Origin of the sequence: Psychrobacillus sp. NPDC093200 (genome assembly GCF_050280345.1) — a bacterium.
Classification (GTDB): domain Bacteria; phylum Bacillota; class Bacilli; order Bacillales_A; family Planococcaceae; genus Psychrobacillus; species Psychrobacillus faecigallinarum.
Window position 1 is genome coordinate 675,511 of sequence record NZ_JBNNVC010000001.1, and the last position, 17,933, is coordinate 693,443.

Sequence of the window (17,933 nt, forward strand, 5' to 3'; positions counted from 1 at the left end):
AACTATATGAACCAGTGGAAAATATACGGTATGCTCGTATTTGTAATGTTAATATGGGGAGTTAATCTACCAATGCTAAAGTATTTAATAGCAGAGGTTTCACCGGTAACCCTCACTGCCTTCCGTATTTTGACAGCTGGTATAACAGTATTTCTAATTTTATGGAAAATGAAATTAATCCGAAAGCCGTCTAAACAGGAATGGAAGTATATAGCGATTGGGTCACTGACGAACGTAGTGGGCCATCATTATTTTTTAAACATGGGGCTATCGATTACAAGTGGCACGCATGGTGGATTGATTCTTGGGACAGGACCGATGCTAACAGCTATAGCGGGGGCATTTATCTTAAGATACTTTCCTTCTAAAATACAATGGCTTGGAGTTATTTTTGGGACAATCGGAGTAAGTCTCTCAGTGGCTGGGGGCAGTGATATTGGTAGTTCCGGTCTAGGAGATTTCTTTGTATTTCTTGCTATAATCGCACAGGTAATGAGTTATATGGTCATCAGCAAGGCCGCTAGAACATTGGATCCTAGACTGCTGACAGCTTATATGCTAGTAATTGGTTCGCTAATTCTAATCATAATTAGCTTTATCCAAGAGCCGAATGCGATCACTCAATTTGCAGAAATGGATTTAAAGTTCTGGGCAATTTTCTTCGCCTCTGCAATCTTCAGTACTGCAATTGGTCATATGCTATACAATTATGCAGTCGGCAAAGCAGGAGCAACCAAATCCGCCATTTTTATGAACCTGAACACCGTATTCTCGCTAATCTTCTCTGTCATTTTCTTAGGAGAAGTACTAGGGTGGAATCACCTTGCTAGCCTAATATTCATCATAGCCGGAGTAATCCTTGGCTCAGGAGCAGCAGAAGATCTATGGAAAAAGCATAAAACCAAAAAAGTAGCTACCTGAGGGTAGCTGCTTTTTGATTACAGCTTTATGTCAGGTGCCTGGCACCCGTAATGTAGTAGTAACAATATTACAAGTGCCAGGCACCTGTAACAAAACAAAAAAGTTTTTAAATCGACCCCCATAAAAAATGTTCATCGTTCGAATAACTAGGTGTCCGCATAAGAAACGCTGGGCAAATTCTATTCGAGGTGATCAAATGCAGAAATGGAAGAAGACTGGAGTAGCTGTATTAGTAGCTACTTTGACAGTATCAGGTGCAGGTTATGCGTGGGCTAGTGGAAATTATGACACGGTCAGCATCAATGATGTATACAAAAACACAAACGAATCAACAGAAGCAACTCAAACAACGACAACACCAGAAACAACAAAAGCAGCCGCAGAATCAACAACTACTACTGCAACACCAGCAACAAATTTGGATATTCCAGTGGAAGTGTCGACGGAAAAGCTAGTTGGATTGATGAAGGCTTACGAAAATGCTGGCAGCACAGAAGCAAAAGCAGCAATCTTAAACGTGATTAATCGAGTTATTGCAGAGTATGAAACTACTCAAAAAGATATCTATAAAGAGAAAGCGCCAGAGCTTACGGCTGCAATCGATCGATTAATCGTGTTGTTCAAAACTTATCAGCAAGCTCCTAGTGCAGACACAAAAGCAGCAATTATCACACAAGTTAAAGCAGTGATTACTGAGCTTCAAAATTATTTAAATAAACAAGAAGAGCCTAAAGAAGACAAACCTGTCATTGTCCCTCCGGTAAACGATAAACCTAACAAAGACAAGGAACAGGACAAAGCAGAAAAAGAAAAGAAAAAAGCTGAGCTAGAAAAGAAAAAAGCAGAAGAAAAAGCAGCTAAGGAAGCAGCAAAAGCAGAAGCTGAGGCAAAAAGAGCAGCAGAAAAAGCTGCAAAAGAAGCAAAACGCGAAGCTGAAAAAGCAGCGAAGCAAGCGGAAATAGAAGCAGCGAAAAAAGCAAAAGCAGCAGAAATTGCAGCAAAAAAAGCACTACAGGAACAAAAAGTGACTGATAAAAAAGCAGAAAAGCAACATAAGCATCCACATGGGAAAGACGACAAACAACATAATCATAATCATGGCCCAAATCACAACCATGACAAGCACAACAAACATGATAATAACAACAACCAACACAACGACAAAAATGATAGAAATTAATCATATTTCATAATACCGCTTTTCATTTCCCGAATAGACAGCTACAATACAAGTTTATACGGAGCTTATGAGAACGGAGGGTATGTATGCTTTTGTCCATTATTCAGGGCCTATTCAAAACAAAACAGAATAAAAGAAAGCTAGGTTCAGGGACAATAGCTGGCGAAGAGGAGGCAATCAATGACCTCCTTTTAGCCAATACCTCCTTTATAAAGAAGACAGCAGCATATATTTGTAAGCGACCAATCGATGAGCAGGATGAAGAATATAGTATCGCGCTTAATGGCTTTCACGAAGCAGTACTTGCTTACAACCCAAAAGAAAATGCATCACTACAAACACTTGCTCATCTAATCATTAAAAGGCGGCTCGTTGACTTTATTCGAAAAGAAGCTGCCCGTAAGGAAAAGGTGCTCTTACTCCATACTGGGGCATCTGACGAAAGCGTAGACGAGCAACATTTTATATGGAATGAGCAATCGATTGAATCATATACGGAAGAACAATTGACGGAGGCTAGGAGAGAGGAACTGATTCGATACGGAGAGCTGCTTGCGGAATATAATTTATCCTTTAATGAATTAACCGTGGCTGCACCAAAGCATAAGGATGCAAGGAAGACTGCCTTTTTAGTGGCACAAATTATCTCCGAATCAGAGGAACTCTATCAATCCTTTATCAAGCACAAACGGCTTCCGCTCAAAGATATCGAAGCACTGGTTGATGTATCACGCAAAACATTAGAACGGCATCGCAAATACATGATTGCTGTAATATTGTTGCTAAACAGTGACTTCGTTTATATAAAAGATTATGTGAAAGGAGAAATCATATGATGCGCACGTATAGAGGCGTTGTCTGCGAAAAGAAAGACACCTACTATGTCTTTCTTACAGGCGAAGGCGAATTTCTGCGTGGTACCCCATTGGTTGATGACCCAGTGATTGGTGCCGAGGTAGAATTTCAAGTGCTAGAAGCAAGTGCTCCATTTTTACTGACACAAATAAAGCCAAAGATTCTAGCACCAGTGCTTGTAGCGGCAGTTGTTCTCATTTTCTTTGTCGCATCATTGATTCCTCAGCAAAACAGTGCTTATGCGTATGTACAACTTGAAGGGGAAAGGGCTGTCGAAATCGGTGTAGATGAGGAAGGGAAGGTATTTTCTCTCCGTTCCTTAGATGACGACACCCCCCTCGACGTTACAGGGTGGGAGGATCTAACGCTAGCTGCTGTCTTAGTCCACGCAGTGAAGCATGTAGGAGCCAAACAGGATGAACTTGTAATCACCACAGTGTATGAGAAAGAAGCTAACCCAGAAGTGAAATCTCAGGTAGAACAAGCGGTGAAGGAAGTACAGGCTGTACAAACAGAGCAAAAAGTGGATGTGAAGGAAAGCTCTACAGAGGAACGTAAAAGAGCGAACGAAGAAAAAACCTCCATTCAAAAGTACAAACAAAAAGAACAAAAGCCAGTGAAAGAAAACAAAACCGGCAAAGAACAACCAAGCAACACCAGTGTAGATAAACCAAGCAACACAAATGTAGAGCAACCAAATAACTCAGTCGAAAAACCAGTCGTTCCATCTCATGCTCCAGCTGCTACTGACAAGCGGGAGAAGGAGAAAAAGGAACAACCGAACAAAGATGTAAAAGAACAAAAAAATAAATCTCATAATCCCGAAAACAAACCGAACCCTAACCAGTCGAAAGAAAAGCAAGAATATCAAAACAAACATGAACAACCCCAGTCTAATAAACATGATCAGCCAAAAGGCAAGAATCAGAACAACCGAAATAATAATTCGCAAAATAACAAGCCAGACGGCAAGAACGACAATAATAATGGCAATAAAGGTAACAATAATAAAGACACCCATCATGGTAACCAAAAAGATAATAATAATGCGAACAAACAACAACATGAGCATAGATAAAGAAGAAGACCAAGAAATTTTTCTTGGTCTTCTTCTCTTTTTATGACAATGATTGATTATTACAGGTGCCTGGCACCTGTAATAATCGTTTTGTGATAATAATAAGATGTTTTTCATATATATCCATGATGGTTTGGCAAAAATAGAATAGGCTTGAGCTATATTCTCCTTGAACATAAGACATTATGTTCAAGGAGATTTTTGTTGGAAAAATTATGGATTTGACCATTGTTTTAAAGGTTAATAAAAATATTTTTCCTAAAAAGGTAATATACTTTGAATTTGAACATATATTAATTCTAGTCCAAACGATATAGGATATTTTTCATGAGCATCATTTTTTAGATTGAATTAAGTGCTTGAGGATATAATTCGAACTTTTTCGTTAGAAAGAGAGACAAATTCATGTTTTAACAAAATATATTTAAGAAAGATATTAGAGAAAGAAAGCTGAAATCTTCTTACATGAAAGGAGCGACTGTTAAAAAGTATGTAATTATAACAACAACAACAATAGAAAAATACTTTCATCAAAAATATGTTTGGGGGGAATGGTACACATGAGGAGAACTGGGATGAAAGTGCTCATAACAGGGGGCTATGGTTTTATTGGATCACATGTAGCAGAAAGATTTTTTAATGAGGGCCATGAAGTGTTCATTATTGATAATTTGTCCTCTGGAAAAAAAGAAAATGTTACCTTTAAACATGAGCATTACCGAGTGTCGGTGATAGATTCTAGCTGTGAACAAGTTTTTCAAGCGTATAACTTTGATATAGTCGTTCATTTAGCCGCCCAAGTTAGCGTAGCCAAATCCATAATAAATCCAAGGCTAGATACAGAGATTAATACAGTAGGCCTAGTGAATATGCTATCTTTATCGCAAAAGTATAACGTCAAGAAGTTTATTTTTGCCTCCTCTGCAGCAGTTTATGGAATGAACGAGAAAATTCCTCTAACAGAAGACATCCCATGTAGTCCTATCTCTCCGTATGGCATAAGCAAATGGATTGGGGAATCCTATTGTCAAAAATGGAAGGAACTATACGGGTTAGATAGTGTCGTACTTCGATTTTCAAATGTGTATGGACCACGCCAAAGTAATGAAGGAGAGGGCGGAGTAGTATCTATATTTTTAGACAGGCTATTAAAAGAAAAACCTCTAGAAGTATTTGGTGATGGGGAGCAAACTAGAGATTTTATCTATGTAGCAGATGTAGCAGATGCTATATATAAAGCTTCCTATTCTAACCTAACCGGAATTTATAATCTCTCCACCCAAAGTGAGTGTAATTTAAAGAATCTCATAAAACTAATGGCAAATATACACGGGGATCTTCAAGTTACCTATTCAACAGCCAAACAAGGCGACATTTATAAATCCAATCTAAGCAACCAAAAGTTGAGAGAAACTCTTAACTGGAGCCCTGCCTTTGGAATGGAAAAAGGTATAGAACAAACTTATAACTGGCTAGTGGAAACAATAACAGAAAAAGAAGAACGAACAATCCTAAACCCAGTCTTAATATAAGATGAGTTCAATGTGAGTGTGATGTTACAGGTGCCTGGCACCCGTAACATCCAAAAAAACGAAAACTAACAAAGAAAATCTGATCGGAGCTGTACAAACAGCTACTTTGATCGGATTTTCTTTTTACTACGCTATATTACAGGTGCCAGGCACCTGTAATAAAGCACCTATTATAAAATACATCAAAAAACAAATAAAAATACAGTTGACTTTATAATTATGCATAGTTATAATATTTTTAACAAATGGTAAGAGGTGGGTATATGAAGGTAGGAATTATAGGAGCTACGGGCTACGGTGGACTTGAGTTAATACGGCTTTTACATAATCATCCTGAAGTGCAAGGTATTGATCTATTTTCTTCATCGGAAGAGGGTATGCAATTTTCGCATAAATATTCATTTTTAATGAATATTTATGACCAGCCATTATTAAAAATCGAGACTGATAGATTAGCAGAGTATGATGTATTGTTCACGAGCACTCCCTCAGGGGTTTCCTCTGAGCTATTGCCAGCACTGATTGGAACGAAGCCAAAGCTAATCGACCTATCCGGTGACTTTCGTCTGAAGGATCTTCCTACATACGAGCAGTGGTACAAAAAGGCTCCAGCTCCGGCTGATGCAGTCAAAAAAAGTGTATATGGCTTAACGGAATGGAATACTCCTGCTATCGCCAAAGCACAGCTCATTGCTAACCCGGGATGTTACCCAACTGCCGTCCTGCTTTCCTTGCTACCGCTTATCAAAGAAAACCTGATCGACGCTAGACATCTCGTCATTGATGCTAAAAGTGGTATCTCTGGAGCAGGCAACAAGCCGAGCCAGATGACACATTACAGTGAGACAAACGAAAATACAGCAATATACAAGCTTCACGAGCACCAGCATATTCCGGAAATCGAACAGGCAATTCAAATGTTTGCGAAACAGTCGACGCCAATCACCTTCACGACACATCTTGTTCCGATGACAAGAGGAATTCTCGCAACGAGCTATGCACCAGTGAACGAACGAGTCACAGAAGCAGATCTAGTGAACACGTTACAGGAAACATACGCAAACCAACCATTTGTCCGAATAATAAAAGACACGAATAAATTCGGCACAAACCAGGTATACGGCTCCAACTATTGCGATATTCATGTGAAGATAGACCCGCGTACGAACCGAGCAACTATTGTTTCAGTTATCGACAACCTAGTAAAGGGTGCTGCAGGGCAGGCAGTTCAAAATATGAATGTCCAATTTAATCTTAAACAAACAACGGGCCTCTCGCTCGTACCATTATTCATTTAAAAGGAGGAAACCATATGTTAACGGAAACGATGACGATGAAGCGCATTACGTACAAAAACATCGCTTCACCAAAAGGTTTCAAGGCGACCGGCATCCACTGCGGCGTTAAGCACAAGAAAAAAGACTTAGCTCTACTGACAAGTGAAGTGCCCGCAAGTGTTGCCGGGGTTTTCTCCACAAATGCAGTTCAAGGAGCTCCACTTGTCGTAACGAAGGAAGTTGTTTACACCACACAAAAAATGCAGGCGCTAATCGTGAGCTCTGGCATTGCGAACTCCTGTACAGGAAAGCAGGGCTTAATAGACGCCTATACAATGCAGGAAAAAACAGCAGAAAAGCTTGGTATCGCGCCAGGATTAGTCGGCGTTGCCTCAACAGGAGTCATCGGTGAAATGATGAAAATGGAGCCAGTCCTATCGGGAATAAAAAAACTGGAGCCAACCGACGAGTTAGAAGGAGCCATCAACTTCTCCCAAGCAATCATGACAACCGACACCGTTACTAAGGATACTTCCTATAAAACAGTAATCGATGGCAAGGAAGTCATTATCGCAGGAACTGCCAAGGGCTCCGGTATGATCGAGCCAAACATGGCAACAATGTTCGCCTTCATAACAACCGATGCCAACATCGAATCAAACCATTTGCAGTCAGCATTAAAATCCATTACTGATGTGACCTTCAATGCAATCACTGTGGACGGCGACACGTCCACGAATGACATGGTAGTAGTGATGGCAAATGGCTTAGCAGAAAACAATCCATTGACTCCATTACATCCAGACTGGGATAACTTTGTGCAAACACTCCATACCGTTTCATTGGATTTAGCTAAAATGATTGCAAAAGACGGCGAAGGAGCAACAAAGCTCATTGAAGTTGAGGTGAAAGGGGCTCTTAGCGATGAAGAGGCACGAAAAATTGCCAAGACTGTCGTAGGCTCACCACTTGTGAAAACTGCTGTTTTTGGTAGCGATGCAAACTGGGGGCGGGTTATATGTGCGGTCGGCTATAGCGGCGCAACCATAGATCCGAACGCCATTAAAATTTCTATTGGACCAACGCCGGTTGTAGAGAACGGAGAACCCGTCTTATTTTCCGAGGAAGAGACGATGCTGTATTTGAAGCAGGCTGAAGTAAAATTTTTAATAGAGCTCAACCAAGGGGATGGCCAAGGAACTGCATGGGGGTGTGATTTGACTTATGACTACGTCCAAATCAATGCAACCTATCGTTCCTAATCGCATCGTCATCAAGCTCGGTGGCAGTATGCTCGAGGGATTGAACGAAGAATTCTTTGCAAACTTTAAAAAGCTACAAGCCGAGGGCCATGAAATAATTATTGTCCACGGTGGTGGCCCGGCTATCAATAAATCGCTAGCTGATCATGGAGTAACATCCACTACCATCAATGGCTTCCGCGTAACATCTGAGGAAGCGGTAGATATCGTACAATGTACACTAGTCGGTAAAGTCAATCCATCTCTAGTGCTCCAGTTAAACCAAAACGGAATTGCAGCACTAGGCATGAGCGGATATGACGGTAATTTATTGGAATGCGACTTCTTGGACAAGGAGATTTACGGCTTTGTTGGGGAAATAAAAAAGGTGAACACTGCCATCCTAGAAATACTGCTCGTCAACGGCATCACACCAGTCATTTCCTGTATAGGATGCCTACCAGATAGCACTCCGCTCAATATAAACGCTGACACAGTCGCAAGCAAAATAGCTCTGGCAATAAAAGCAGAATGTCTGCTGCTAGTAACAGATACACCAGGTATTAAGATAAATGGAGAAATCCAAGAGGTTGTCCAAACATCCTCTATCAAGAAATGGATCGAATCCGAAGACATATATGGTGGCATGATACCAAAAGTGAATGCAGCCATGGATTGCCTAATGGAAGGGATCTCATCTGTGAAAATTGTAGATGAGCAGCTACACGGCACAACCATTGTGCAACAGGAGGTTTACGCATGAGTTCTTTATTTCCAAACTACGTCCGACGACCTGTCCATTTAATAGAAGGAAAGGGCACAATCGTCAAGGACGACCAGGGTAAAAGCTACTTGGATTTCACTAGCGGAATCGCCGTACTAAGTCTAGGGCATGCGCATCCCGCCATTGTAAAAGCACTCCAAGAGCAAAGCGAAAAGCTATGGCATACATCTAATTTATTCGAAAGTCCAAAGCAGGAACAGCTTGCAAATTCTTTAATAGAAGAAACTCATTTTGCCCATGCTTTTTTCTGCAATAGTGGAGCAGAGGCAAACGAAGCGGCTATAAAGCTTGCACGTAAGCATACAGACAAGCACGTCATCATCACCTTCGAAAACTCCTTCCACGGTAGAACGTTCGGAGCAATGTCCGCTACTGGTCAGGAAAAGGTGCGACAAGGATTTGGCCCGGTACTGGAAACCTTCCGTACTGTTCCCTTCAATGATGTAGAGAAACTAGAAGCAGCAATTGATGACGAGGTCGGTGCTATCATGCTGGAGGTTATCCAAGGAGAAGGCGGTGTCAACAAAGTAACGCCTGAATTTGCCGAATCCATAGCTACTATTTGCGAATCAAAGGGCATTTTACTAATTGTCGACGAGGTTCAAACTGGTATCAGCCGAACGGGCACACGCTACGCTTACGAGCAAACCGTCTTAAAGCCAGATATTATGACACTCGCTAAAGGACTTGGCGGTGGCTTTCCCATTGGTTCCATGCTAGGAACAAGTAAGCTGGGAGAAACATTCAGTCCAGGAACACACGGTACCACATTCGGGGGCAACCCACTTGCAGTCACTGTGGCGCAGGCTGTATTAGAAAACGTCTTTGTCTCAGACTTTCTAGACGAGGTCAATAAAAAATCCGAATACTTCGTGCATAAACTAAACGAGGCACTCCCATCCTATAAGGTAGTTGGTGCCGGCTTATTACTAGGACTTGTCTGTGAAGACGAAGCGGTACAATTCATAACCGAAGCTGAAAAGGCAGGACTTCTATTAGTAGGAGCAGGACCAAACGTCATTCGCCTATTGCCGCCACTAACTGTTACTCGTGATGAAATAGATCAAGCAGTAGACATACTGCGTACAATCTTAAACTAAATAAACTTGAATTAAAGCGCTCAGCGAATCGCTATTCACAAAACATGAACCCCTCTCTATTAGATGAGGGTTCTTTTTGTTTTTCATTAACCAAAGATTTAATGGCTACATTCGAGCCAGTCGAAACTGTTTTTCTGCTTCCGGTGGAATTTAAGTTCGCAATTAGCTTGAACCACTAAACTAAACTCTAGTGGTTTTTATTTACTATAGAAGAAACTCAATATGACACTAGTGTTACAGGTGCCTGGCACTTGTAATAATTAGCAGATTTCAAGGAAAACATTATATAAATATAGAGAAATCTCTTTGAAACTTTCCATATAGCTAAATCATTATTCCTATTATAAATAGACTAGTGTTTCAAGTTTTTTACAGGAGTTTTACACTCGGAAAGAATATATTACAAAGAAAAGCAGACTTCCATTAGGTTTATTAGGTAATATAATGGTCCAATGAAACTAGGTTGCTGGAGTCATATAAATACCATGCTAATATAAGAAATTTTAATTAAACCTCTTAGTAAAGGAGGAGGAAATGAAAAATATTTCTAAAATATAGGAAAAAAAGAGAAAAAGCACCGACCCAAATTCTTGAGTCGGTGCTAAATTTGAAAATCAATTTGAATATGTCGGATAAAATAAGAAAAGAAGCATCCGAAGTTCAGATGCTTCTTTTCTTGAGCGATAAAACGAAGGAAGTAGAAGGCTGCACACTAATGAATGTACAAACAAGTTTACGGCGTTACACATCTATAAGTAACCTTCTATACTGTACATCATAACATATATTTGGAAAAATGCACGCCTTTTTCTAAAAAATATAAAATAATTTTTTTAATCAGACTTATCCTAATAAAAGTAAAATCATATAAATCTATTAAACTTAAGAGTATTAAGAAAATTTTCTAAAAAAGACTAGCCTAATTGGTAATATTACTGTATTATGGAAAGTGTAATGTAGTCACTGGTGCTTTCATAACATCATTCTTTAAAAAAACTGGTAAACTTTCTAGTTTATTGGTTGATTTTAGTATAAGAGTTGGGTATACTCATATATTGTTAGGGTGATGATAATGGACGCGATCAGGCGACCGCTTTTACACACTAAAAAAAATGCAACACACAAGCGAAGGGAGATCACAAGTTTATGAAGAAAAAAGCTATCAAAATTGCAGCTTCAACTGCAGTAGCAGCTTCAGCATTCGTTGCAGCAGCACCAGCACAACAAGCTGACGCAGCAACAAACGTAAACCAATTATTAACAGACGCACAAAATGCAGGTACAGTATTAAAATGGGCTATCTCAGTAGAAGGTTCTGCTGATTACAAGACACAACCATTTACACAATACAACGCTGCTAAAAAAGCAATTGCAGCAGCAGAATCAGCTGCAAAAAAACTTTCTGCATCTGAAAAATTAAGCGCAGACGCTAAACTTGTAGAACCAAAATTACAAGTAAAACGCGCTCAAGCTTACATTGATGCAATCACTTCAAGTGAAAAAATTAAAGCGGACACTGCTGCATTAGATGCTGCTATCAAATCTAATGACATCGAAAAAGTAGAAACTGCTTACCACAAAGCAACTGGTGAATACCGTAAACAAGCTGCTCTATTAGACCGCGTTTATGGACAATCAACTCGTGACGGTATCCGTAACGAAGTTAAACCTGCTATCGAAAAATTAGTTGCTGACGTGAAAAACGAAGTAACTGTTAATATGCTTGCAAAAGCAGCAGCAGCTGACGTTAAAGCAGGTAAAACTGCAGATGCGTCTAAGAAAATTGCTGAAGCACAAGCAATTCTTGATGCTAATGTACTTAAATGGGAAACTGCTTTACAAAAATCAGTTGATGATGTAACTACAGCTCTTCCATTAGCTATCTCAACAGTTAGCTATGTAGACAACAAAACTCTTGTTGTAACATTAACTAAACCAGTTGTTGCTGTTTCTGAGTCAGAAGTAGTTTTAGATAATGGTGCTGTTGTAACAAAAACGGCATTATCTTCAGACAAAAAGACTTTAACTTTAACAACTACTGCTTTAAGTGCAGCTACAAAGTATTCTGTAACTTACAAAAATTCTACAGTTTCTTTTGATACGCCAGCAGCTCCAATTGGAAATGTTGATGTTAATCAAACTGCATTACATGCAGAAGTAGGTCAATCATTGGCTATTTCTTCTTCATTCAAAACATCACAAGGTACAACTCATAACGGACCAGTTAAAGTAACATTAACTGATGCAGTTAATTATGAGTTAGCGACTGTAAACGGTGCAGCTGTAGCAGCTGGTACTGAAATCTTTTATCCAGTAAACGGCCAATTAGTAGTAACTGTTAAAGCAAAAACTGCAGCTGCTGCAACTGGTGGTAAAGTGAAATTTGAATCTTTAACTGGAGTGGCTGGAAGTGTTATTGAAACAAAAACTTCTGGTTCATTAAACTTCTATACAGTACCTGCGGCTAAAACTTTAGCAAAAGATGTTACAGGAACTGTTAAATATGTAGATCTTGCTAACAACTACTTTGTTACTGAAGATAATGAAAAAATTCTATTATCTGCTACTGGAAACGTATACCAAGATACTAACAATGCAGTTATTACTTTAGACGCTTTAAAAGCTAAATTATCTAAAGGTGATGTAGTTACTGGTTCTTATGTTAAAACTGGTGGTTCTACACTTCAATTAGTTCTTGATAAAGTTGCTGGTGTAGATTTCTCAGTAGATCAAGAATACTTAGGAAATACTACAGCATTCCGTGTTGAAGGTAACACTGTTACTTTAACTGGTACTGGTGAAGCTGGTAAATTAGTATCAATTTACAATCCATCATTATTAAAACCTGTAGCACAAACTACAGTAAAATCTAATGGTACTTGGTCAGTTGCTCTAAATGTTGATCCAACTGCTCCGGTAACATTCCAAGCTCGTCAAGCTGCTATTGTAAATGAAATAACTCCTGACTATGCAGTAGGACTTGTAGGATTAAGTGACGAATTAGTAGTAGTTGCTGGTAAATTTGATGCAACTGCAGCACCTGCAGTTGCTGGAGATAATTCATCTCTATCTGGTAAACTAGTTAAATTCACAGCTACTAAAGCTGAAGATCAAAACAATGTTAAAGTTTCTAAAGCACAAATCACAGTACTTGATGGTGACTTAACTAGAGCAACTTATGTTGATGGAGTTAATAATACTTCAATCACTAAAACTGCAACTGGTTTTGATATTACATTTGGTCAACCTTCAACTATCTCTGGTGGAGATGGAAAATTAACTGGTCCAGTAACAGTTAATGCTGTAACTGGTGTAACTAATGAATATGGTCTAAAAGTTAACGTAACTAACACTATCGCTGGTTACTAATTAACAAATATATAAATTCCAAAAAGCTATTTCTAAGTTTATCTTAGAAATAGCTTTTTTATGTTTGCCAGGAATGTAAAGAAAAAAGTACGAGGCTATGTAGACAAAAGTAAGAATTAATCTAGAGAAGAGGTATCCAAACTTATAAGAATCTAAGTGCTTTCGAGACAAAACATAGGTTAGAAGAATATGGATCTCATAATAGGCTGGGTATTATTAGTAGGGTATGTATAGAAAAAAATAGACAGTAAATCACAGTAAGGACTTAATTAATAAAACGATTTAAATGCTCGAGCATTTACATAACAGAGAATTTATCTCTATAAAGAATAGGTGTAGTACCCATTACACTCAATTTTTCAGAAGCAAAGTGTATTACTTTGTAATTGAACTTCCAGAATTGATTTTACTAAGTTTTTATACACATACTTTAATAGAATATGAGACAATTTTGATTTTTCCAACCTAATAATTTTCTTGTCTACCTTAATGATTTTAAAAAATATTTTATTTGTTAAATAAAGATTATGAAATATCTGTATTTGAAGTTATAATTAAATTAGTAGATTGTTAATTATATATAACTAGATAATTTAAAATATCTAGTTATTAAGGAGAGAACTGGAATGGAAAACAAAGCAAAGAAACTTACAATAGCTACCGCTATCGCAGCATCTTCAATTGTAGCAATCGCACCTACTCAAGCAAATGCAGCAGACAACATCGATCAATTAATGACAAACGTTCAAAATTCAAGTACTGTCTTGAAATGGGCAATTTCCATAGAAGGTTCAGCTGATGGGGTAACTCAGCCCTGGAGTCAATACAATGGAGCGAAAGATGCTATTTCTAAGGCAGAGACTGCATTGAAAAAACTAAGTTTTTCTGATCAATTAAAGTATGATGCTAGATTGACAGAAGCTAAAACTCAATTAAAAAGAGCTCAAGGATACTTAGATGCAATAACGGCAAGCACCAAAATCAAGGAAAAAACAAACGCACTTTCTTCAGCATCTGCAGCAAATAACTTAGATTTAGTGGAAAAATCTTATCATGAAATGACTGCTGAGTTTCGTAAGCAGACAATTTTGTTAGATCGTGTGTATGGGCAATCTACACGTGATAAGATTCGAAGTGTGGTGAAGGGCCCTGCTGAAAAGTTAATTAATGATTTGAAGAATGATGTAACTGTTCATATGTTAACAAAAGGCGCGATGGAAGATATTAGAACATCTAGACAAGCAGAAGCATCTCGAAAAATATATGAAGCTCAAGCAATACTAGATGCTAACAATCTTAAGTGGGAGAGCACCCTTCAAAGAAGCTTAACAACTGTAGCTACTTCCTTGCCTGTAGAAATAACATCTATTACGAGAATCGATAATACAACACTTAGTTTAAAATTAAATAGAGCAGTGTCCTCAGTAAAAGTTTCAGAATTTACTGTAGATAATTCTTTGACAATCACAAATGCGACATTAAGTAATGATGGATTAACAGTGACATTAACTACTTCTGCACAAACTCCAAGTGTCAAATACTCTTTAAAATATAAAGGAAGTTCAGTAAGTTTCATTGTGCCAGGTTCTATTGTTCCTATTCAAATGGGTAATTCTACAGCACAGCATAGAGATACTTCAGAAGTGCTTGCTCTAAGTGGTACTTTCAGTGGTTACGGGTATAGCACAGTAAGAGTTGATATTCCAACTGGTGTAAAAGTATTAACAATCAATGGTATAGAAAATAATATTACTGGGGCTAAAAATGTAAATGTGGTGCCGGATAAAAACGGTACAGTTACGGTTACTTTCACTGCAAGCAATGTGAATACTCCAGTATTAGATAAAGTAATTACCTTTAATAGACTGGAAAATAATAGAGTTGCAGATACACAGACCTCTCCAACATTAAATTTTTACGCACCTGCTAAAACAGGGACTATTTCTAATAAAAATGTTCATTATGTTGACTTTTATAATAATTATTTTGTAACTTCAGATGGTTTAAAATATGTATTAAAAGGAAACTCAGATACTTATAAGAATGAAGGGGTCGCTGTTTCTTTAGATACATTTAAAGCAGCATTGAATATTGATGATACTATTACTGGAACATATCAAACAGCTTCATCATCTTCTTTCAATATCTCAGTGAATCATTACTCAGTGCCATTACTAATGGATACTCAATTTAGTTATAAAAATTCTTATGGATACCGTATGGTAGGGAATCAACTCGAATTCTCAGGAACGGGCCAACCTAACTATGAAGTATTCTTCTTTAAGAATACAGGAGCATATCTTGGTAAAGTGAAAATGGGCTCTGCAGGAACCTGGAAGTACAAAACTGCCATTGAGCAAAATGCTATCAATGATATCTACATGGTTCAACAGCCTGCTGGAAAAGTAACTCCTGCTTTTAATAGTGGAACAGTTTTTAGAGTTATTGAAGGACCTTTCAATCTACAATCGGTAGGTGAGGGGAAAACAGAGGATGGAGATATCACGAATGAAGAAATAGAGTTCACTATTGCTCCAATCTCTCGTTCCAATGCATTTGTTTATAGAGATAATGCGATAATTACTCAATCTGCATATATCACATTAAAAGACGAAGATGGCACAACCGTGCAATATACTAATAATAAAGCGGGTAACCTATTCACTAAAACAACTAATGGATTCAAAGTGAAATTTGGTCCAACATTGGATGAGAAGCTAGCTGGGGAGATACTACAGGTAGGTTCAGAACCTGGGCTGTCAGGTACTTTAGAAGTAATAGCTGTTGAAGGTGTAAATAACGCCTATAATAATATAAACCTAGTTTCCAAATTACTAATAACTAAATATTAATTATCTTTAATCCTCCAAAGAAAATTTTTCTTTGGAGGATTTTTATGTCCCAGTGTTAATTACTTTTTTACACTTGGACATATCTATATACCTCCATGAATATATTGTTGATAATACAAATTTCCGATATGGACAAGTTGCCATAGGAAAATGGGGGGAAGAAAAATGGGGAGAAAGCGGTTGGGATTTATCAGCTTGTTTATTGTACTTGCACTTGTTCTGTCTGGCTGTAATTGGTGGAAGCAATCGGATTCCAAGGGAGGTTCGGGGGAGGTAGTTGTTGGTTTGGTGTCGGAGCCAGATTCTGTTGATATTCATCGAACATCGTCGACAGGAGAGGCGAATACTCCTTTGTATGATACCTTACTGAAGCTTGATGATGAGGGGAATATTGTTCCAAATCTAATCACTGATTATGAGATTGTAGGAGATGGGAAAGAGGTAATCTTTAATCTTAAAGAGGGAGAGAAGTTCCATTCGGGGAAGCCAGTCAATGCAGAGGCAGTTAAACTTTCCTTCGAAAGATTAGTGGAATCGTCTCCTTTTAGTACAAATGCTGGGGACATAGATAGCATAGATGTGCTTAGCGAATATTCTTTTAAGATCACATGGAAGAATCAGTTTGCACCATTTTTTATTAATGCGACCACTTCCTTTTTGGCACCGATAGACGTTTCTGTTTTAGATGAAAAGGGAGAAGGGTTTGAGAAAAATCCTAGTGGTTCAGGTCCTTTAAAGCTAAGTAAAATCAATCGCGGAGACTCCTTGGTGTATGAGCCGTATAAGGATTTTGATTGGAATGATGGTGGTCCAGGATTTGATAGCGTGAAATTTAGATTTATACCGGATGAAGAGACTAGGATTTTAGAGTTTAAGAAAGGTAATGTGGATGTTTTATTGAATGTGCCTTACCAATATATTGAGGATTTAGAGAAGGATTCAGAAGTGACAATTGAACGAGTACCAGGAGATGTTTTAAGTTATTTAGGCTGGAACAATAAACTCCCTATTTTCCAAGATAAAAAGGTTAGACAAGCTATTGCAATGGCAATTGATAGAGATTCTATTATAGATAATACATTAAATGGTGAAGCAAAAGCAGTATTTGGACCATTACCGAAAGCTGCATTTGGCTATAGCGAGAAAATTGAAACGATGGCCCACGAGAAATATACAAGAGACACAGAGCAGGCGAAGAAGCTATTAGCGGAAGCGGGCTGGAAAGAGTCGAACAATGATGGAGTGGCTATGAAGGATGGCAAGCCGTTTGCAGTAGATTTATGGGTAGACGATGATCCAGTCAATCAACGATCGGCTCAGGTTATACAAAATCAACTAATGGAGATTGGTATTAAAATAAACATCTCTGTGAAGGAATCCGCAACTATTATTGAGCAAACACCTAAGGGAGCACATCAAATGTTGCTATGGAGCTTTGGATGGCCGGATGCGGACGTGCTGAACTTCTTGTTATTCGGGAAAGAAAAATCGAAGCGACTTCATTATGAAAATGAAGAAATTTATAGCATTTTGGACAAGGCTGCGATTGAAATGGATCAGGATGCAAGATTAAAGCTATATGAAGAGGCGATGGAAATGCTAGTGGAGGAATCTCCATTTGTACCGCTTTATGTGAAAGAAAATATTACAGCAGTTCGTAATTTTGAAAGCTTTAAGATTCATCCAATCGAGGGCACGATCCAATGGCAGGATGTAAAAGTAAAGGAATAGAAGAAACTTACTC

General features: G+C 38.3%; 13 protein-coding genes. All 13 read left to right on the plus strand.

What is annotated here, in order from left to right; all coding sequences use genetic code 11:
• The first annotated feature begins 6 nt into the window (after positions 1 to 6).
• The 13 genes from ACQKNZ_RS03455 (at position 7) to ACQKNZ_RS03515 (ending at position 17,920) form a co-directional block, all read left to right on the plus strand.
• Entirely contained in the window at positions 7 to 921 is a 915-nt protein-coding gene (locus ACQKNZ_RS03455) for a DMT family transporter (RefSeq protein WP_151111272.1), read from the plus strand.
• A gap of 196 nt (positions 922 to 1,117) precedes the next feature.
• Entirely contained in the window at positions 1,118 to 2,101 is a 984-nt protein-coding gene (locus ACQKNZ_RS03460) for a hypothetical protein (protein ID WP_427658149.1), read from the plus strand.
• Positions 2,102 to 2,187: 86 nt separating this feature from the next.
• Positions 2,188 to 2,937 (plus strand): RNA polymerase sigma-I factor, encoded by a 750-nt coding sequence (sigI, locus tag ACQKNZ_RS03465; protein WP_191696640.1) that lies wholly within the window; start codon positions 2,188 to 2,190, stop codon positions 2,935 to 2,937.
• Positions 2,937 to 4,034: an anti-sigma factor domain-containing protein gene (locus tag ACQKNZ_RS03470; RefSeq protein ID WP_427658152.1), complete on the plus strand. Its 1,098-nt coding sequence runs from the start codon at positions 2,937 to 2,939 to the stop codon at positions 4,032 to 4,034. Before sigI ends, ACQKNZ_RS03470 begins: the two co-directional genes overlap by 1 nt.
• A gap of 575 nt (positions 4,035 to 4,609) precedes the next feature.
• A complete protein-coding gene (locus ACQKNZ_RS03475) occupies positions 4,610 to 5,566 on the plus strand; it encodes an NAD-dependent epimerase/dehydratase family protein (protein ID WP_191696638.1) in 957 nt (318 codons plus the stop codon).
• Positions 5,567 to 5,829: 263 nt separating this feature from the next.
• Positions 5,830 to 6,864 (plus strand): N-acetyl-gamma-glutamyl-phosphate reductase, encoded by a 1,035-nt coding sequence (argC, locus tag ACQKNZ_RS03480; protein ID WP_427658154.1) that lies wholly within the window; start codon positions 5,830 to 5,832, stop codon positions 6,862 to 6,864.
• Between the two features lie 14 nt (positions 6,865 to 6,878).
• Positions 6,879 to 8,105, plus strand: coding sequence for a bifunctional glutamate N-acetyltransferase/amino-acid acetyltransferase ArgJ (gene argJ, locus ACQKNZ_RS03485; RefSeq protein ID WP_427658156.1), 1,227 nt, complete (start codon positions 6,879 to 6,881; stop codon positions 8,103 to 8,105).
• The gene (gene argB, locus ACQKNZ_RS03490; RefSeq protein WP_427658158.1) at positions 8,068 to 8,847 is read left to right on the plus strand and encodes an acetylglutamate kinase; all 780 of its coding nucleotides are present in this window, start codon (positions 8,068 to 8,070) and stop codon (positions 8,845 to 8,847) included. Before argJ ends, argB begins: the two co-directional genes overlap by 38 nt.
• On the plus strand, positions 8,844 to 9,968 hold the full coding sequence (locus ACQKNZ_RS03495; protein ID WP_427658160.1) for an acetylornithine transaminase: 1,125 nt from the start codon (positions 8,844 to 8,846) through the stop codon (positions 9,966 to 9,968). Before argB ends, ACQKNZ_RS03495 begins: the two co-directional genes overlap by 4 nt.
• A 625-nt stretch (positions 9,969 to 10,593) precedes the next feature.
• Entirely contained in the window at positions 10,594 to 10,749 is a 156-nt protein-coding gene (locus ACQKNZ_RS03500; protein ID WP_427658162.1) for a hypothetical protein, read from the plus strand.
• A 365-nt stretch (positions 10,750 to 11,114) separates the two neighbouring features.
• Positions 11,115 to 13,337 carry a hypothetical protein gene (locus ACQKNZ_RS03505; protein ID WP_427658164.1) on the plus strand — a complete coding sequence of 741 codons (2,223 nt, stop codon included), beginning with the start codon at positions 11,115 to 11,117 and terminating at the stop codon, positions 13,335 to 13,337.
• 626 nt (positions 13,338 to 13,963) lie between these two features.
• The gene (locus ACQKNZ_RS03510) at positions 13,964 to 16,189 is read left to right on the plus strand and encodes a hypothetical protein (protein ID WP_427658166.1); all 2,226 of its coding nucleotides are present in this window, start codon (positions 13,964 to 13,966) and stop codon (positions 16,187 to 16,189) included.
• Positions 16,190 to 16,354: 165 nt separating this feature from the next.
• Positions 16,355 to 17,920, plus strand: coding sequence for an ABC transporter substrate-binding protein (locus ACQKNZ_RS03515; RefSeq protein WP_427658168.1), 1,566 nt, complete (start codon positions 16,355 to 16,357; stop codon positions 17,918 to 17,920).
• The last annotated feature ends 13 nt before the right edge of the window (positions 17,921 to 17,933 follow it).